The organism is Caballeronia sp. KNU42, assembly GCF_053760385.1.
In genome coordinates this window covers 2566926-2585615 of the sequence record NZ_CM132388.1, presented here as the reverse complement: position 1 = coordinate 2585615, position 18690 = coordinate 2566926, and the positions used below count along the sequence as shown (strand labels likewise).

The following is an 18690-nucleotide window of genomic DNA, read 5'->3' as shown; positions in this document are numbered from 1 at the left end:
CGTTTTCAGTACGGTTTGAAGTAGTCGAACGGCTCGCGGCAATCCATGCAGCGATACAGCGCCTTGCACGCGGTCGAGCCGAATTGAGCGAGGCGCTCGGTATGGGATGATCCGCAGCGCGGGCAGGCGGGTTTATCGACGACACGCGGCACGAAGCGAATCGGCCGCTCCTGCGGCGCGTGTTCGTTTGAACCGCAATTGCCCATGGGCGGGGCGATGCCGTATTGCCTGAGCTTGTCGCGGGCGGCGTCGGTCATCCAGTCGGTGGTCCATGCTGGCGCCAACACGGTCTCAATACGATGCTTGGTAAAACCGGCTTCGTTCAATGCCGTGCCAATGTCTTCCGCAATCTGATACATCGCCGGGCAGCCCGAATACGTGGGCGTGATGACGATTTCCAATGCGTCGTCGGCGGCGCGGCGGACATCGCGGAGAATGCCCAATTCGCGTATGGATACCACCGGAATTTCCGGATCGGGCACGGCGTCCAGCACTTCCCATACGCGATCGAGCGAAGCTTCGGAGGCGGTCGTCATCGAGTTCACCAGCTCGCACCAGGATGCTGCCGCGCGAGGCTTTGCAACTCCGCGAGCAGGAAGCCCATGTGCTCGGAATGCTCGCCCAACTTGCCGGTGGTCACGTGTTTGGCATCGGCGGGTTTTTGCAGCGTGGCTTGTGCAAGCGTTGCGTCCACGTCTTCACGCCACGCGGTTTCCAGATCGGCGGTCAGCGGACCGATACCCGCATCGGCGATGCTCGTTTCCACGTCGTCGATGCTGAAAAACTCGCGCGTGTACGGCATCAGGTAATCCACCGCCGCTTGCGCACGACGATGCGATTCCTCGGTGCCATCGCCGAAACGCAGCAGCCAGTCGCTCGCGTGATTCAGGTGATAACGGGTTTCCTTGATCGACTTCGACGCGATAGCCGCAAGTTGCGCGTCGGTCGATTGCGTGAGCGCGGTCCAGAGATGCGCCATCAGCGTCGAGTAAAGGAAGTTGCGCACGACCGTCACCGCGTAGTCGCGATCCGAACGCGCCGTGCCCGACAGCGGACCCGCATGCGGCAGCTCCGTCAGCGTGTAATTGCGGAAATCGCGTTCGTTGCGGAAATACGCGTAGTCATCTTCGGTTTTCTTCGTGCCGAAAAGCTCGGCATCGAGCGTGGCCGCGTGCGAGTAAAGCAATCGCGCCTGGCCGATCAGGTCGAGGCTGATATTGGCCAGCGCGATATCTTCCTCGAGCACCGGGCCGTGTCCGCACCATTCGCCGTTGCGCTGACCGAGGATCAGGGCGTTATCGGCGAGGCGCAATACGTAGGACAGATGTTGGGGCGTCGTCATGGGCTGGACCCTTCCATCACATGTGGTTGATTTCGTCGGGCAGCACGAAGAACGTCGGGTGACGATAAATCTTGTCGCCGGCCGGGTCGAAGAACTCGGCTTTATCGGCGGGATCGGAGGCCGTGATTGCCGACGACGGCACAACCCAAATGCTGACGCCTTCCTGGCGGCGCGTGTAGACGTCGCGCGCCATGCGCAGCGCGCCAGGTGCGTCCGGTGCGTGCAGGCTGCCGCAATGCTTGTGGTCAAGGCCCTGCTTGCTGCGCACGAACACTTCCCAGATCGGCCATTCGTTATTCATTTCACTCTCCTTATGCAGCTTGCTTTTGCGCGCGCGCGGCTTGTTTGGCGGCGTAGGCGAGGGCGGCTTCGCGAACCCAGAGGCCGTCGTCGTGTGCCTTGACTCGCGTGGCGAGGCGTTCCTTGTTGCACGGACCGTCGCCGTTCACCACGCGCCAGAATTCTTCCCAGTCGATCTCGCCGTAGTCGTGCGCCTGCCGTTCTTCGTTCCATTTCAGATCGGGATCGGGCAGTGTGACGCCGAGAATCTTGGCCTGCTCGACGGTGGCATCGACGAATTTCTGCCGCAGATCGTCATTCGATATCCGCTTGATGCCCCATTTGAACGACTGGCCGCTATGGATGGAATCCTTGTCGCTCGGGCCGAACATCATCAGCACCGGCCACCACCAGCGGTCCACTGCCTGCTGGACCATTTCTTTTTGGGCGTCGGTGCCTTTCATCATGGAGAGCAACGCGTCGAAACCTTGCCGCTGATGGAATGACTCTTCCTTGCAGATGCGGATCATGGCGCGTGCATAAGGGCCATAGGTGCAGCGGCAGAGCGGAATCTGGTTCATGATCGCCGCACCGTCCACCAGCCAGCCGATCACGCCGACGTCCGCCCAGGTGGGCGTCGGGTAATTGAAAATGCTCGAATATTTGGCTTTGCCGGCGTGCAGGGCATCGACGAGCTGATCTCGCGACACGCCCATGGTTTCCGCCGCGCTATATAAATAGAGACCGTGGCCGCCTTCGTCCTGCACCTTCGCGAGCAGGATTGCCTTGCGTTTCAGGCTCGGCGCGCGTGAAATCCAGTTGCCCTCGGGCAACATGCCGACAATTTCCGAATGCGCATGCTGCGAGATCTGGCGGACCAGTGTCTTGCGATACGCCTCGGGCATCCAGTCCTGGGGTTCGATCTTGCCGTCGGCGGCCATCACGGCGTCAAAACGGCTGAGTTCCGGCGATGTGGACGCCGGATCGATGGACTGCACGTTGCCGGGGATATCGAGGGATTGCGTATACATGACGATCGCTCGCTCTAGGAAGTCACTGTGGCGCAATTATAAGCCGACCGTCCGGTCGGTTAATAGCTATTTTTTTGAGATGGGTGAAATTTCCTTCCCCCGTCCATCTCTCTACCGTCTACCCCACGCTCGCCTCAAACACTCGCCGGTAATTCTCCCCGAGAATTTTTCGGGTCTCTTCGTTCGAGAATCCTGAGGCGAGGAGCTGGTTCGCGAAGTCGGGCAACTGACCGTAGTGGGTGAAAACCGGCGGAGAAATAAAGCCCAGCATGTCCGTGCCCATGCCGACATGGTCGACGCCGACCAGATCGGCCATGCGCTTGACGCCTTCGGCCATCCCCTCCAAATCCCGGAAAGACCCGGAACTTGGCCAGACGCCGATTACGCCGCCCGTATCGGTGACGGCGCGAGCGTGATCCGGGCTGATCAGCCGGCTTCGGTCGCGGGGATGGGCAGACAGCGCCGTATGAGACAAAACCAACGGTTTCGACGACACCGACGCCGCCCGTTTAACCAGATCGAACGTGCCATGCGCGACGTCGACAACGATCCCGAGATCGTTGCATCGCCGGACCACCTGCGCGCCGAAATCAGTCAAACCCCCATTTTGGGATGGCTCGGTCTGGATATCGCCGAGTTCGTTTACGCGGTAGTGCACCAATTGCAGGTGCCGCAACTGATGCTGCGTGTACGCCTCATCCACGCGATCCAATTGCCCCTCCAGAAAGTCGCCGCCTTCCGACGCAATGATCGCGCTCGGCCCGGCGTTCGCTTTCAGCGACGCGCCGCTGGTGATGACATTCAACTGTTCGCGCTCGATCAATGCGTGCACGCGCGCGAATTCGGATTGCCCAAGCGCGTACAGCTCGCCGGGCGCGGGCGCCCGGTACGCCTCGAAACGCTTTCGATCTGCGGACACCTGTGTGACCACGGTATCGGTGACGATCGCCAGCGTAACCACGTTCATCCCGCCGCTCCGCATGGGCGCGGCAAGCGCGGTGAAAGGGCGGTTGGCGCCAATCGCGGGGTCGCGGGAAATGGTCACCCGGCCGGCGTGGCTGTGCATGTCCATCGTCAGCGTGTCGCTCGAGCGCCAGCTTTGAACGGTAGCCTGAGCGTCCTGATTATCGGTATAGCCCGCGAAGCGGCCCCGGGCGCAGGCGGCCAAACCCAACGCAGCCGTCGATGCCAGGAACGCTCGCCGACTGAATGCTCTGTCCTGGCTCGTCACGCAGGCATCGACAAGTTGATACCGCCAACCCGCCGGATCATTGACCAGTCGCCGCAGTCGTCCGCGAATCGTCACCGGGCCGTTCTGCACCTGAATCAACGACGCTCCCATGACTTCGATGCTCGACCGCGGATCCGTCGGCACGCAACCGGAACAACACGGTGCGTCGGCAGCCAGCAGAAAATAATCGACGCAAGATTCCAATTCGAGCGGAATCATCCAGCCGGACAGCTCGACCACTACGTCGTGCAGCGCATCGGCCTGACCGGAACGGATGCTCGACCAATCGATTTGCATCGACATCTCCTTTTCGAACTTTGTCGCCGGATTATGCAGCGGGAGGCGGAGCGGACTCAGTTTGTGTCTCGGTGCGACCCTGGGGCCGTTCACGGTTCCCCGATGCCGAATGCGACAATGCGGCTTCGCTTCCAACCGCGTCTTCCGCATGCCGTCACCTCCGCCGTCCTCTTCCGAACCTCGCTGCACGCGCGTTGCCGTTATCGGCGGCGGCCCTGCAGGCTTGATGGCAGCTCAAGCGCTGGCGGCGGGCGGCGTCGAAGTGGATCTTTATGACGCCATGCCCTCGGTCGGACGCAAGTTCCTGATGGCCGGCAAGGGCGGGATGAATCTCACGCACTCCGAACCCACTGAACTATTCCTCTCGCGTTACGCGGAGCGCCGGCCGCTGATCGAACCGCTGCTGCGCCGTTTCGATGCCGCCGCGTTACGCGCATGGGTTCACGGATTGGGCGTCGAAACCTTTGTCGGCAGCTCGGGCCGCGTGTTTCCTACCGACATGAAAGCTGCACCGATGCTGCGTGCCTGGTTACATCAGCTACGCGGATCGGGTGTGCGGTTCCATATGCGGCACAAATGGATTGGCTGGGGCGAAGGTGTTCAGCAGGTTCTGCAGGTTTTGCGGTTCGCCACGCCGGAAGGCGAGCGTTCGGTCGAAGCCGGCGCAGTTGTCCTCGCGCTGGGCGGCGCGAGCTGGCCTCGACTCGGCTCGGACGCCGCGTGGATTCCTCATCTGGAAGCACGCAATGTGGGCGTGTCGCCGTTCAAGCCGTCCAATTGTGGCTTCGATATCAACTGGAGCGAGCATTTCAGCCGCCGTTTCGCGGGCGAGCCGCTGAAAGCGGTCGCGATCGGTTTGCCGCGGGAGGATGGTGACATCGATTGGCGCACGGGTGAATGTCTGCTGACGTCAACGGGTATTGAAGGCAGTCTGATCTACGCGATGTCGGCGCGCATCCGCGATCGGCTAGCCGCTGGTGACGGTACGTTTTTCCTCGATCTCTTGCCGGCATTGACGCCGCAGCGTGTTCATGACGAAGTGACGCATCCACGCGGCGCCCGTTCCATGTCGAGCCATTTGCAGAGTCGTCTGCATCTGACGGGCGCGAAGGCGGGCCTGTTGCGAGAGTTATCGAGCCGCGAAGATTTCACCGATACCACGCGCCTCGCTCAACGTATCAAGGCATTGCCGCTGACAGTGTCGCGCTCGAGGCCGATTGCCGAAGCAATCAGCAGTGCGGGCGGCGTGACGTTCGAATCGCTCGATTCGCACTTGATGCTCGACGCGCTGCCCGGCGTTTTCTGCGCAGGAGAAATGCTGGATTGGGAAGCGCCGACGGGCGGTTATCTGCTCACGGCATGTTTCGCGAGCGGTTTGGTCGCGGGTGAGGCGGCGCTGGCTTATCTACAGCGGGAATAGAGCCCGCCCGGACGCCCGCCAACGCCGAAACGAAACTCAAGCCGGCACAAGACGCCACAACGAGGTGGTTTCAGCCGAACGCGCGTGATACAGCGGATCGGTTTTATCGGCGGCACGGGGGTGGTGCGGGCGAATGTCCATCCGGCCGTCCGTCTTCAACCCGGCGCGGTCGACCCACTCCTGGAATTGCGCTCGCGTTCGCAGGCCGAGATGTTCCGCTATATCGGAAAGAATCAGCCAGCCTTCGCCGCCCGGTGTCAGATGCGCGGCGAGGCCATCGAGAAATCCGCGCAGCATGCGGCTTTCCGGATCATAGATAGCGTGTTCAATAGCCGAACTCGGCCGAGCCGGCAGCCACGGCGGATTGCAGACGATCAACGGAGCCCGGCCTTCCGGGAACAAATCTGCCTCGAGCACCTTCACTTGCTGGTCATACCCCAGCAATTCGATGTTTTCACGCGCGCAGGCCAATGCCCGGGCATCGATTTCCGTCGCGATCACGCGCTTCACGCCGCGCTGGGCCAGCAAGGCGGCAAGCACGCCCGTTCCGGTGCCAATATCGAAAGCCAGTTCCCTCGATGGCAACGGCTGATCCGCCACCAGCTTGATGTACTCGCCGCGCACGGGCGAAAACACGCCGTAGTAGGGATGAATCCGAGCGCCGAGCGCCTCCACATCCACACCCTTTTTGCGCCACTCGTGCGCGCCGACGAGCCCGAGCACCTCACGCAGCGACACGACCGACTCTCCGGCCGCCGCGCCATAAGCCTCCTCACATGCCTCCTTCACGACCGGCGCCCGACGCAGTGGAATGGCGTATTCGGCGTCCAGCGGCAAGAGCAGCATGCCGAGCGTGCGCGCCCGCTGCGACTGGGCGAGCCGATGCAGATTGAACGCCTCGGCCGGAGCGGCCGGCGGTGCATCGGGGGCGGCGCTGCGTTCCTTCGCTTTGGCTTTGGCGGACTTTTTCGGCCGCGTTTCGATGCGTCGTGCTACCGCCTGCAGCAACTGGCGAGCGTTCTGGAAATCGCCGCGCCAGAGAATTGCCGTGCCCTCGCAAGCCAGCCGATAGGCGGAGTCGGCGGTCATCTGGTCATCGCCGATCACCACGCGCTTGGGCGGCGCGATTCCGCTTTCCGAGTGCCAGAGCGCCGAATGACTCTCGCCTTTTTCCTCCCATTCGATGTGGGAAGGTGCGGCGCTGGTGCTGGGAGAAGTTTTGGAATGCATGCTGAATAAGTACCGGACAAAGTGAGAACCGCGAGGCGGAATGCCGACATTCTGAGGGCTTTTCACAAAATGGTCCGATTTTCGACGACAAAAGGCGTGCGGTGAGTGCGCTTCAGCGTCGGGCGGGGGAATATCGATTGGTTCAAAGGCAGGCCAGTCGGCTGCTCAACGCGGGCGTGTTCGGTAGCGTCACGGTGCATCGCACATGTGCCGGTTGGCGGCCCCGCTCTACGCCGTGCCCGAAAGCCGGCCAGTCTCTGCGCGGACGCAGGCGCTATTTGAGACATCTCGCTGCATCGCACGGCGGCTGCCGGTGGGCTGACAACGCTCTATGTCGTGCCGAAAATCCAGCCAGTTGCGTGTGAACATGGGCATGGTTGGTGGCATTACGGTTGATCGCTCGTCTCCGTGTCCACGGACAAGGTCTTGGCGCCGCGCCCGGCAGCCATGCAACGAGTTCAGGTCGAGTGGCCCACAAGTTGCCGCGAACCATCCGCCGGACTGTAAGCGCCTGGTTTGCCTGTTCAGGCACAATCGCTTTTTCTCAAGACCCCCCGTCCTCCGATGAACCTTCGCGTCCTTTCCGCCGTTGCCGCCGCGACGCTGCTTGCTTCCCTGCTTTCATCCGTGAACGCTCTCGCCGACGACGCGCCGGCCGAACGCTGGGTCAGCGCCTGGGGCACGGCGTTACAGGCAATCCCGCAGCGTGCGGATTTGCCGGCGCTGTATCGCGCCCCTGAGATTGGCGACCGGACGGTGCGGCAGATCGTGTATCCAGCCATCGACGGCCGGCATGTACGGTTGCGCTTCAGCAATGTGTACGGCGCTGCGCCGCTGGTGATCGAGGGCGCACAAGTGGCGCGCGCTGCATCGGGCAACGCGGCGGCGATCCGCGCTGGAACGAGCCGCGCCGTGACGTTTGGCGGCAAGCCGGGTGTGACCATCGCGCCGGGCGGCCAGTTGGATAGTGACCCGATTGCCTTTGACGTCGCCGCGCACCAGCCCCTCGCCGTCAGCACCTATATGGCTGCGGGCCAAAAAATGGCCGCGTGGCATAGGGTGGCGAATCAGACGAACTACGTATCGACGCCAGGCAACCATTCTTCGGATATCGACGCCGCTGCGTTTCGCACCCGCTTTACGCAATTCGTATGGCTGACGAGCGTTTCCGTCGATACCACGCCGGCGCGCGCGCTGGTCGCCATCGGGGACTCGATCACCGATGGCATGCGCTCCACGCCGAATGCGAACCGGCGCTGGCCTGATGCTTTGTCGCGCCGGCTGACGCAAAAGGGCATCGACGGGACAGCCGTCGTGAACGCGGGAATCAGCGGCAATCGCTTGCTGAGCGGGTCGCCGTGCTACGGCGAGGCGCTTTTGACCCGATTCGACCGCGACGCATTACGCCAACCCGGCGTGCGCGCTGTGATCCTGATGATCGGCATCAACGACATCAATTTCCCCGCGATGCCCCCGCACGCCGGCCTCGATTGCGACGATCCCCATACGCCGGTCACCGCGGATTCGCTGTTGCGCGGCTATCAGCGGCTGATTGCGCAGGCCCACCAGCGCGGCGTCCGCATCTACGGCGCGACCTTGACGCCGGCGTCGCTGCCGCCGGAACGTGAAGCAATCAGGACGGCGGTAAATGACTCGATCCGTTCAAGTCGTGCATTCGATGGTGTGATCGACTTCGACCAGGCGCTCCGGGATCCGGCCCATCCCGACCGTCTCCAGCGGCGTTACGACAGTGGCGACCATATCCATCCCAGCGACGCGGGTTATGCGGCCATGTCCGACGCGGTTCCCATCGACGAAATGGGGCTGGGGAAGGGGCGGTAGGGTATTCCCGAAAATAGTTTGCGGATGTCCTTGCCTTAGTTCGTTCCATCGCCTATTATTCGTCTCCTCGTTTCGCAACGAGGGCCGCTAAAGAAACAAGCGGCCTCCAAAGTCGGTAAGTTTGAAAGCAAACGCTCACAAACTTGTTGACAAGGAGAAAAAGATTCTTCATAATTTCGTTTCTGTGCTGCAGATGCAGCGACGCGAAAGCGGTAGGGTTCTGAGGGTAGGGATCGTGCGGTGGGTAGCGAATGTTCTTTAAAAACTAACAGCCGATAAGTGTGGGCGCTTGGTGTTTTGCTTTAAAGCGTGGTGGTGTTTTCCGGGGTAACTCGGGAAGTGCTGCCGTGAAGCGAAAGTATCAAGTCTCACACTAGTATTAAGGTAGGTTTTGAGCGTCTTTCTGTCAAAGGAAAGATGGGAGGAACTTGTCAGTACGTTGAGTGAGCGACCTATTCGCAAGAATAGAAAACAGTAACAGGCATTGAACTGAAGAGTTTGATCCTGGCTCAGATTGAACGCTGGCGGCATGCCTTACACATGCAAGTCGAACGGCAGCACGGGGGCAACCCTGGTGGCGAGTGGCGAACGGGTGAGTAATACATCGGAACGTGTCCTGTAGTGGGGGATAGCCCGGCGAAAGCCGGATTAATACCGCATACGATCTACGGAAGAAAGCGGGGGATCCTTCGGGACCTCGCGCTATAGGGGCGGCCGATGGCAGATTAGCTAGTTGGTGGGGTAAAGGCCTACCAAGGCGACGATCTGTAGCTGGTCTGAGAGGACGACCAGCCACACTGGGACTGAGACACGGCCCAGACTCCTACGGGAGGCAGCAGTGGGGAATTTTGGACAATGGGGGAAACCCTGATCCAGCAATGCCGCGTGTGTGAAGAAGGCCTTCGGGTTGTAAAGCACTTTTGTCCGGAAAGAAAACCTTCGCTCTAATACAGTGGGGGGATGACGGTACCGGAAGAATAAGCACCGGCTAACTACGTGCCAGCAGCCGCGGTAATACGTAGGGTGCGAGCGTTAATCGGAATTACTGGGCGTAAAGCGTGCGCAGGCGGTTCGTTAAGACAGATGTGAAATCCCCGGGCTTAACCTGGGAACTGCATTTGTGACTGGCGAGCTAGAGTATGGCAGAGGGGGGTAGAATTCCACGTGTAGCAGTGAAATGCGTAGAGATGTGGAGGAATACCGATGGCGAAGGCAGCCCCCTGGGCCAATACTGACGCTCATGCACGAAAGCGTGGGGAGCAAACAGGATTAGATACCCTGGTAGTCCACGCCCTAAACGATGTCAACTAGTTGTTGGGTCTTCATTGACTTAGTAACGTAGCTAACGCGTGAAGTTGACCGCCTGGGGAGTACGGTCGCAAGATTAAAACTCAAAGGAATTGACGGGGACCCGCACAAGCGGTGGATGATGTGGATTAATTCGATGCAACGCGAAAAACCTTACCTACCCTTGACATGGTCGGAACCCTGCTGAAAGGTGGGGGTGCTCGAAAGAGAACCGATACACAGGTGCTGCATGGCTGTCGTCAGCTCGTGTCGTGAGATGTTGGGTTAAGTCCCGCAACGAGCGCAACCCTTGTCCTTAGTTGCTACGCAAGAGCACTCTAAGGAGACTGCCGGTGACAAACCGGAGGAAGGTGGGGATGACGTCAAGTCCTCATGGCCCTTATGGGTAGGGCTTCACACGTCATACAATGGTCGGAACAGAGGGCTGCCAACCCGTGAGGGGGAGCTAATCCCAGAAAACCGATCGTAGTCCGGATCGTAGTCTGCAACTCGACTACGTGAAGCTGGAATCGCTAGTAATCGCGGATCAGCATGCCGCGGTGAATACGTTCCCGGGTCTTGTACACACCGCCCGTCACACCATGGGAGTGGGTTTTACCAGAAGTGGCTAGTCTAACCGCAAGGAGGACGGTCACCACGGTAGGATTCATGACTGGGGTGAAGTCGTAACAAGGTAGCCGTATCGGAAGGTGCGGCTGGATCACCTCCTTTCTCGAGCTCAAACGTATTAAAGTGAAGTGCTAAAGCGCTCACGCTTATCGGCTGTAAGAAGACAGGCTAAGGGTCTGTAGCTCAGTTGGTTAGAGCACCGTCTTGATAAGGCGGGGGTCGTTGGTTCGAATCCAACCAGACCCACCATGATTCCTTGAGTGATGATTAACGAATGCGTTAAGCGTCATAAAAGAGGAATTACGGACCCTTCAGCATCAAGGTACTGGGGGATTAGCTCAGCTGGGAGAGCACCTGCTTTGCAAGCAGGGGGTCGTCGGTTCGATCCCGTCATCCTCCACCAATCATCAATGCATAGCATTCTTTGTAAAGAGAGTGATTACGCATTGGCGATTGAGCCAGTCAGTAAATCATTTAAGGCATGGCGCTTTAAATGATGCTGTCGTTCTTTAACAATCTGGAAGAAGTAGTAAAGGTCAATGTGAAAGCACTTAGAGATGGGTGTGAGTAGATTGATCAGGGTTGTGATTGTATCAATGTATGAAAAGGTGATCGAAAGATCGCTTTGGAATACGGCGCAACACGAATACTCAACCTATAGCGGGGTGAAGAAAAACACGGTCCGGGGCAACCTGGGTGGTGTTTGGAGAGACACACTCGTTATAGGGTCAAGCGAACAAGTGCATGTGGTGGATGCCTTGGCGATCACAGGCGATGAAGGACGCGGTAGCCTGCGAAAAGCGACGGGGAGCTGGCAAACGAGCTTTGATCCGTCGATGTCCGAATGGGGAAACCCGGCCCTTCTGGGTCATCCGTAACTGAATACATAGGTTACGTGAAGCGAACGCGGTGAACTGAAACATCTAAGTAACCGCAGGAAAAGAAATCAACCGAGATTCCCAAAGTAGTGGCGAGCGAAATGGGATCAGCCTGTACTCTTTAGCACGACCGTTAGCCGAACACTCTGGAAAGTGTGGCCATAGCAGGTGATAGCCCTGTAGGCGAAAGCGGATGTGTGGAACTAGGTGTACGACAAGTAGGGCGGGACACGTGAAATCCTGTCTGAAGATGGGGGGACCATCCTCCAAGGCTAAATACTCGTGATCGACCGATAGTGAACCAGTACCGTGAGGGAAAGGCGAAAAGAACCCCGGGAGGGGAGTGAAATAGATCCTGAAACCGCATGCATACAAACAGTCGGAGCCTCGCAAGGGGTGACGGCGTACCTTTTGTATAATGGGTCAGCGACTTACGTTCAGTAGCAAGCTTAACTGATTAAGGCAGGCGTAGCGAAAGCGAGTCCGAATAGGGCGTTCAGTTGCTGGGCGTAGACCCGAAACCAAGTGATCTATCCATGGCCAGGTTGAAGGTGCGGTAACACGTACTGGAGGACCGAACCCACTAATGTTGAAAAATTAGGGGATGAGCTGTGGATAGGGGTGAAAGGCTAAACAAACTTGGAAATAGCTGGTTCTCTCCGAAAACTATTTAGGTAGTGCCTCGTGTATCACCTTCGGGGGTAGAGCACTGTCATGGTTGTGGGGTCCATTGCGGATTACTACGCCATAGCAAACTCCGAATACCGAAGAGTGCAATCACGGGAGACAGACATCGGGTGCTAACGTCCGGTGTCAAGAGGGAAACAACCCAGACCGCCAGCTAAGGTCCCCAAATATTGCTAAGTGGGAAACGAAGTGGGAAGGCTAAAACAGTCAGGAGGTTGGCTTAGAAGCAGCCACCCTTTAAAGAAAGCGTAATAGCTCACTGATCGAGTCGTCCTGCGCGGAAGATGTAACGGGGCTAAGCAATATACCGAAGCTGCGGATGCGAGATTTATCTCGCATGGTAGGAGAGCGTTCCGTAAGCCTGTGAAGGTGCATTGAAAAGTGTGCTGGAGGTATCGGAAGTGCGAATGCTGACATGAGTAGCGATAAAGGGGGTGAAAAGCCCCCTCGCCGTAAGCCCAAGGTTTCCTACGCAACGTTCATCGGCGTAGGGTGAGTCGGCCCCTAAGGCGAGGCAGAAATGCGTAGCTGATGGGAAGCAGGTTAATATTCCTGCACCATTGTTAAATGCGATGGGGGGACGGATCGCGGAAGGTTGTCCGGGTGTTGGAAGTCCCGGTCCTTGCATTGGAGAAGGCGCTTAGGCAAATCCGGGCGCGGAATTCAAGGGTGTGAGGCCATTCGCTTAGGCGAAGAAGCAATCGGAAGTGGTTCCAAGAAAAGCCTCTAAGCTTCAGTTTAACAAGACCGTACCGCAAACCGACACAGGTGGGCGAGATGAGTATTCTAAGGCGCTTGAGAGAACTCGGGAGAAGGAACTCGGCAAATTGGTACCGTAACTTCGGGATAAGGTACGCCCCTGTAGCTTGATGCGCCTGCGCGCAAAGGGTGAAGGGGTTGCAATAAACTGGTGGCTGCGACTGTTTAATAAAAACACAGCACTCTGCAAACACGAAAGTGGACGTATAGGGTGTGACGCCTGCCCGGTGCCGGAAGATTAAATGATGGGGTGCAAGCTCTTGATTGAAGTCCCGGTAAACGGCGGCCGTAACTATAACGGTCCTAAGGTAGCGAAATTCCTTGTCGGGTAAGTTCCGACCTGCACGAATGGCGTAACGATGGCCACACTGTCTCCTCCCGAGACTCAGCGAAGTTGAAGTGTTTGTGATGATGCAATCTCCCCGCGGCTAGACGGAAAGACCCCATGAACCTTTACTGTAGCTTTGCATTGGACTTTGAACCGATCTGTGTAGGATAGGTGGGAGGCTATGAAACCGGAACGCTAGTTTCGGTGGAGCCGTCCTTGAAATACCACCCTGGTTTGTTTGAGGTTCTAACCTTGGTCCGTGATCCGGATCGGGGACAGTGCATGGTAGGCAGTTTGACTGGGGCGGTCTCCTCCCAAAGTGTAACGGAGGAGTACGAAGGTACGCTAGGTACGGTCGGAAATCGTGCTGATAGTGCAATGGCATAAGCGTGCTTAACTGCGAGACCGACAAGTCGAGCAGGTGCGAAAGCAGGTCATAGTGATCCGGTGGTTCTGTATGGAAGGGCCATCGCTCAACGGATAAAAGGTACTCTGGGGATAACAGGCTGATACCGCCCAAGAGTTCATATCGACGGCGGTGTTTGGCACCTCGATGTCGGCTCATCTCATCCTGGGGCTGTAGCCGGTCCCAAGGGTATGGCTGTTCGCCATTTAAAGAGGTACGTGAGCTGGGTTTAAAACGTCGTGAGACAGTTTGGTCCCTATCTGCCGTGGGCGTTGGATATTTGAAGGGGGCTGCTCCTAGTACGAGAGGACCGGAGTGGACGAACCTCTGGTGTACCGGTTGTCACGCCAGTGGCATCGCCGGGTAGCTATGTTCGGAAGAGATAACCGCTGAAAGCATCTAAGCGGGAAACTCGCCTTGAGATGAGATATCCCTGGAGCTTCGAGCTCCTTGAAGGGTCGTTCTAGACCAGGACGTTGATAGGTCAGGTGTGGAAGTGCAGTAATGCATTAAGCTAACTGATACTAATTGCCCGTAAGGCTTGATCCTATAACCAGTGTGTGTCGGCAGCCGTTAGTGCTTTAGCACTTATGGATGCCCCATCCCGCGCGAAGCGCGGGGTCTTGATGAGCGAAAGGCTCACACACGCCAAGGTTGAGATCATGTTGTGCCTAGTAACAAACACAACCCAAAGCAACACCAGTAATAACGAGAGACACTCTCGACTACTTCTTCCCCAGATTGGTTGTAGCGCCCTCAAGCGCTACAACACCCCCTCATGCCTGATGACCATAGCGAGTTGGTACCACCCCTTCCCATCCCGAACAGGACCGTGAAACGACTCCACGCCAATGATAGTGCGGATACCCGTGTGAAAGTAGGTAATCGTCAGGCTCCTTATGCGCTGCAAGCCACCGCAGCTAAACAAAAACCCCACCCCGCAAAGGTGGGGTTTTTGCGTTTCGTAACACCTATAAGTGAGAGACATCGATTATGGTGAGCGCGCTGAAAGCTTGACACAGCAGTGTTGTTCCCCCATAATCGTCAGTTCTCTGCGGAGGGGTGCCCGAGTGGCTAAAGGGGGCAGACTGTAAATCTGTTGGCTTACGCCTACGCTGGTTCGAATCCAGCCTCCTCCACCAGAACATGTAGCAAGCGTCGGGAATCGTTAGACCCAAGCGGGTGTAGCTCAATGGTAGAGCAGAAGCCTTCCAAGCTTATGACGAGGGTTCGATTCCCTTCACCCGCTCCAGCATCAAGGTCCGCCCATGTGGCTCAGTGGTAGAGCACTCCCTTGGTAAGGGAGAGGTCAGCAGTTCGATCCTGCTCATGGGCACCAGCAACACTAGTCCACACTGTTTGCGCGCGGCGCAAGGTACGGAAAAATTCCTGTTAGGAGTCGAAAATGGCAAAAGGTAAATTCGAACGGACCAAGCCGCACGTCAACGTAGGCACGATTGGTCACGTCGACCATGGCAAGACCACGCTGACGGCAGCCATCGCGACGGTGTTGTCGAAGAAGTTCGGCGGCGAAGCGAAGGCGTATGACCAGATCGATGCGGCGCCGGAAGAAAAGGCGCGTGGCATTACGATCAACACGGCCCACGTCGAGTACGAAACGGCAGCGCGTCACTACGCGCACGTTGACTGCCCGGGACACGCCGACTATGTGAAGAACATGATTACGGGTGCAGCGCAGATGGACGGCGCGATCCTGGTGTGTTCGGCCGCTGACGGCCCGATGCCGCAAACGCGTGAGCACATCCTGTTGGCTCGCCAGGTTGGCGTGCCGTACATCATCGTGTTCCTGAACAAGTGCGACATGGTGGACGACGCCGAGTTGCTGGAACTGGTTGAAATGGAAGTGCGTGAGCTTCTGGTGAAGTATGACTTCCCGGGCGACGAAACGCCGATCATCAAGGGTTCGGCCAAGCTGGCGCTGGAAGGCGACACGGGCGAGCTGGGCGAAGTGGCGATCATGAGCCTGGCCGACGCACTGGACACGTACATCCCGACGCCGGAGCGCGCAATCGACGGTTCGTTCCTGATGCCGGTGGAAGACGTGTTCTCGATCTCGGGTCGCGGCACGGTGGTGACGGGTCGTATCGAGCGCGGTGTGGTGAAGGTTGGCGAAGAAATCGAAATCATCGGCATCAAGCCGACGGTGAAGACGACGTGCACGGGCGTGGAAATGTTCCGCAAGCTGCTGGACCAAGGTCAAGCGGGCGACAACGTGGGTATTTTGCTGCGCGGCACGAAGCGTGAAGACGTGGAGCGTGGTCAAGTGTTGGCCAAGCCGGGTTCGATCACGCCGCACACGCACTTCACGGCTGAAGTGTATGTGTTGAGCAAGGACGAAGGCGGCCGTCACACACCGTTCTTCAACAACTATCGCCCGCAGTTCTACTTCCGTACGACGGACGTAACGGGTTCGATCGAGTTGCCGAAGGACAAGGAAATGGTCATGCCGGGCGACAACGTGTCGATCACGGTGAAGCTGATCGCTCCGATCGCGATGGAAGAAGGTCTGCGCTTCGCTATCCGTGAAGGCGGTCGTACCGTCGGCGCTGGTGTCGTGGCCAAGGTTCTCGCGTAAGTCGAGCAACGCCAGAAATTGCTCGGCGGTCTGTAGTTTTCGGGGTTAGCGAAATTGCTGACCCCAAATGGTTTAGGGGTATAGCTCAACTGGCAGAGCGTCGGTCTCCAAAACCGAAGGTTGGGGGTTCGATTCCCTCTGCCCCTGCCACAATCTTGCGTCTCCGGGCGCTGCTTAAGGTGTTATGGCGAATCCTTCCGTCGAAACTGTAAATACTTCCGGCGACAAGTTGATGTTGACCGCGGGCGTATTGTTGGTCTTGGCCGGGTTCGTAGGTTTCTTCTGGCTGGGTGGCCAGGAGTGGTACGTTCGCGGCGCCGCGCTGGCTGTCGGCTTGATCGCGGGTGTTGCGGTCGGTCTTCTCTCCGCACCGGGAAAGGGTTTTATCGCCTTCGCCAAAGATTCGTACAAAGAAGTCCGCAAAGTGGTGTGGCCGACGCGTAAGGAAGCCACGCAAACCACGCTGGTGGTCTTCGCATTTGTGCTGATCATGGCAATCTTCTTGTGGCTTAGCGATAAGTCGATTGAGTGGGTGATATTCTCGGTAATTCTGGGTTGGAGATGATATGAGCGAAGCACCGGCATCACCGAGCGGAAAACGTTGGTACGTCGTGCACGCCTACTCCGGCATGGAGAAGAGCGTGCAACGTGCGCTTCAGGAGCGCATCGACCGCGCCGGCATGCAGGATCAGTTTGGTCAAATCCTCGTCCCGACCGAAGAAGTCGTGGAAGTGAAGGGCGGCCACAAGTCTGTAACAGAGCGTCGTTTCTTTCCGGGCTATGTGCTCGTTGAAATGGAAATGACGGACGAAACATGGCACTTGGTAAAAAATACCGCCAAGGTGACGGGTTTTGTTGGCGGGGCGCGTAATCGTCCGAGCCCGATCTCTCCGCGTGAAGTGGAAAAGATCATGTCGCAGATGCAAGAAGGCGTGGAAAAACCGCGTCCGAAAACGCTCTTCGAAGTGGGCGAGATGGTTCGGGTCAAGGACGGCCCATTCACGGACTTCAACGGCAACGTTGAGGAAGTGAACTACGAGAAATCGCGCGTTCGTGTATCCGTCACCATTTTTGGGCGCTCGACCCCGGTTGAATTGGAATTCGGTCAGGTCGAGAAGGTTTAAAAGCATTCGTTTTTCGCCGCGCTCGAAGTGTCAACTTCGTAGCGCGGTTCGCGCTTACAGTCCGCGTTATGGCTGTTGAGGAGCGTCAGTAGCCGTTTTTGGCGAGCGCGCGTTATCACTCACCGAACGCTAACGCGTTCTGCAGAGGTTTTCAACATGGCAAAGAAAATCATCGGCTTTATCAAACTGCAGATTCCTGCAGGTAAAGCCAATCCGTCACCGCCGGTTGGTCCGGCACTGGGCCAGCGCGGCCTGAACATCATGGAGTTCTGCAAGGCGTTTAACGCGCAGACTCAAGCGATGGAGCCGGGTCTGCCGGTGCCAGTGGTTATTACGGCATTCGCGGACAAGAGCTTCACGTTCATCATGAAGACGCCGCCGGCTACCGTTCTAATCAAGAAGGCAGCAGGTATCCAGAAGGGTTCGCCGAAGCCGAATGCTGACAAGGTCGGTAACATCACGCGCGCTCAAGCTGAAGAAATCGCAAAGACCAAGATGCCTGACCTGACGGCAGCGAATCTGGACGCAGCGGTCCGTACGATCGCCGGCAGCGCCCGTTCGATGGGCATCACCGTGGAGGGCGTGTAAATGGCTAAGCTTTCTAAGCGTCTTCAAGCGTTCGCCTCCAAGGTCGATCGTATGAAGCTGTATCCCGTCGACGACGCTCTTTCGCTCGTCAAAGAGTGCGCAAGCGCGAAGTTCGACGAATCCATCGACGTAGCTGTGCAACTCGGCATCGACGCGAAGAAGTCGGACCAAGTGGTTCGCGGTTCGGTGGTGTTGCCCGCAGGCACCGGCAAGTCGGTTCGCGTTGCTGTGTTTGCGCAAGGCGAAAAGGCTGAGCAGGCTCGTGCAGCCGGCGCAGAAATCGTCGGTATGGAAGACCTGGCTGAACAAGTCAAGGCCGGTAACCTGAACTTCGACGTTGTGATCGCTTCGCCGGACACAATGCGCGTTGTCGGTACGCTCGGTCAGATTCTCGGTCCGCGCGGCCTGATGCCGAACCCGAAGGTCGGTACGGTTACCGCTGACGTTGCTCAAGCTGTTCGCAACGCAAAGGCTGGTCAGGTGCAGTTCCGCGTCGACAAGGGCGGGATCATCCACGCAACCATCGGCCGTGCTTCGTTTGAGCCGGCGTCGTTGCGTCAGAATCTGTCGGCACTGGTGGAAGCGCTTCAAAAGGCTAAGCCGGCGACCAGCAAGGGCGTGTATCTGCGCAAGATCGCATTGTCGAGCACCATGGGTGTCGGCGTGCGTGTGGATCACTCCACGCTCTCGCAGTAAAGAATCATGCATTGGCTGACGCGATCTCGTGTTAGCCAG

13 protein-coding genes, 6 tRNA genes and 3 rRNA genes are annotated in these 18690 nt (G+C 58.1%); 16 read left to right on the top strand and 6 right to left on the bottom strand.

The window, feature by feature from the left end; genetic code table 11:
• Positions 1–5: 5 nt before the first annotated feature.
• From paaD to ACSOSP_RS11625, 5 genes are all read right to left on the bottom strand, one after another.
• On the bottom strand, positions 6–536 hold the full coding sequence (paaD, locus tag ACSOSP_RS11645) for a 1,2-phenylacetyl-CoA epoxidase subunit PaaD (protein WP_455306739.1): 531 nt from the start codon (positions 534–536) through the stop codon (positions 6–8).
• A gap of 5 nt (positions 537–541) precedes the next feature.
• Complete coding sequence (gene paaC, locus ACSOSP_RS11640; RefSeq protein WP_455306737.1) at positions 542–1342, bottom strand: 1,2-phenylacetyl-CoA epoxidase subunit PaaC; 801 nt, start codon at positions 1340–1342, stop codon at positions 542–544.
• 16 nt (positions 1343–1358) lie between these two features.
• The gene (gene paaB / locus ACSOSP_RS11635; RefSeq protein WP_455306735.1) at positions 1359–1643 is read right to left on the bottom strand and encodes a 1,2-phenylacetyl-CoA epoxidase subunit PaaB; all 285 of its coding nucleotides are present in this window, start codon (positions 1641–1643) and stop codon (positions 1359–1361) included.
• A 10-nt stretch (positions 1644–1653) separates the two neighbouring features.
• Positions 1654–2652, bottom strand: a complete 999-nt coding sequence (paaA, locus tag ACSOSP_RS11630) for a 1,2-phenylacetyl-CoA epoxidase subunit PaaA (protein WP_455306733.1) — start codon at positions 2650–2652, stop codon at positions 1654–1656.
• A 118-nt stretch (positions 2653–2770) separates the two neighbouring features.
• Positions 2771–4180, bottom strand: coding sequence for a dipeptidase (locus tag ACSOSP_RS11625; RefSeq protein WP_455306731.1), 1410 nt, complete (start codon positions 4178–4180; stop codon positions 2771–2773).
• 148 nt (positions 4181–4328) lie between these two features.
• On the opposite strand from ACSOSP_RS11625, the gene ACSOSP_RS11620 reads away from it, so the two are divergent.
• Positions 4329–5600 (top strand): TIGR03862 family flavoprotein, encoded by a 1272-nt coding sequence (locus tag ACSOSP_RS11620; protein ID WP_455306729.1) that lies wholly within the window; start codon positions 4329–4331, stop codon positions 5598–5600.
• A 36-nt stretch (positions 5601–5636) separates the two neighbouring features.
• Here the strand turns inward: ACSOSP_RS11620 and ACSOSP_RS11615 are convergent, their stop codons facing one another.
• Entirely contained in the window at positions 5637–6830 is a 1194-nt protein-coding gene (locus tag ACSOSP_RS11615; RefSeq protein WP_455306727.1) for a methyltransferase, read from the bottom strand.
• 564 nt (positions 6831–7394) lie between these two features.
• Here ACSOSP_RS11615 and ACSOSP_RS11610 point away from each other — a divergent pair.
• The 15 genes from ACSOSP_RS11610 (at position 7395) to rplA (ending at position 18651) form a co-directional block, all read left to right on the top strand.
• Entirely contained in the window at positions 7395–8672 is a 1278-nt protein-coding gene (locus ACSOSP_RS11610; protein ID WP_455306725.1) for an SGNH/GDSL hydrolase family protein, read from the top strand.
• A 486-nt stretch (positions 8673–9158) separates the two neighbouring features.
• Positions 9159–10691: ribosomal RNA gene (locus ACSOSP_RS11605) — 16S ribosomal RNA — on the top strand.
• Positions 10692–10761: 70 nt separating this feature from the next.
• Positions 10762–10838 (top strand) — tRNA-Ile (locus tag ACSOSP_RS11600).
• A gap of 78 nt (positions 10839–10916) precedes the next feature.
• Positions 10917–10992: transfer RNA gene (locus ACSOSP_RS11595), tRNA-Ala, on the top strand.
• A gap of 323 nt (positions 10993–11315) precedes the next feature.
• Positions 11316–14196: ribosomal RNA gene (locus ACSOSP_RS11590) — 23S ribosomal RNA — on the top strand.
• A gap of 232 nt (positions 14197–14428) precedes the next feature.
• Positions 14429–14541: ribosomal RNA gene (gene rrf, locus ACSOSP_RS11585) — 5S ribosomal RNA — on the top strand.
• The 16S, 23S and 5S rRNA genes sit together here with 5 tRNA genes alongside, the layout of an rRNA operon.
• A 162-nt stretch (positions 14542–14703) precedes the next feature.
• Positions 14704–14789 (top strand) — tRNA-Tyr (locus tag ACSOSP_RS11580).
• Positions 14790–14825: 36 nt separating this feature from the next.
• Positions 14826–14899: transfer RNA gene (locus ACSOSP_RS11575), tRNA-Gly, on the top strand.
• Between the two features lie 12 nt (positions 14900–14911).
• Positions 14912–14986, top strand: a tRNA-Thr gene (locus ACSOSP_RS11570).
• A gap of 66 nt (positions 14987–15052) precedes the next feature.
• On the top strand, positions 15053–16243 hold the full coding sequence (gene tuf, locus ACSOSP_RS11565) for an elongation factor Tu (protein WP_455306715.1): 1191 nt from the start codon (positions 15053–15055) through the stop codon (positions 16241–16243).
• Positions 16244–16317: 74 nt separating this feature from the next.
• Positions 16318–16393: transfer RNA gene (locus ACSOSP_RS11560), tRNA-Trp, on the top strand.
• Positions 16394–16427: 34 nt separating this feature from the next.
• Positions 16428–16808 carry a preprotein translocase subunit SecE gene (secE, locus tag ACSOSP_RS11555; RefSeq protein WP_031361597.1) on the top strand — a complete coding sequence of 127 codons (381 nt, stop codon included), beginning with the start codon at positions 16428–16430 and terminating at the stop codon, positions 16806–16808.
• Between the two features lies 1 nt (position 16809).
• Complete coding sequence (gene nusG, locus ACSOSP_RS11550) at positions 16810–17367, top strand: transcription termination/antitermination protein NusG (RefSeq protein WP_031361596.1); 558 nt, start codon at positions 16810–16812, stop codon at positions 17365–17367.
• Between the two features lie 156 nt (positions 17368–17523).
• Complete coding sequence (gene rplK / locus ACSOSP_RS11545) at positions 17524–17955, top strand: 50S ribosomal protein L11 (RefSeq protein ID WP_414952767.1); 432 nt, start codon at positions 17524–17526, stop codon at positions 17953–17955.
• Positions 17956–18651: a 50S ribosomal protein L1 gene (gene rplA / locus ACSOSP_RS11540; protein ID WP_062092984.1), complete on the top strand. Its 696-nt coding sequence runs from the start codon at positions 17956–17958 to the stop codon at positions 18649–18651.
• The last annotated feature ends 39 nt before the right edge of the window (positions 18652–18690 follow it).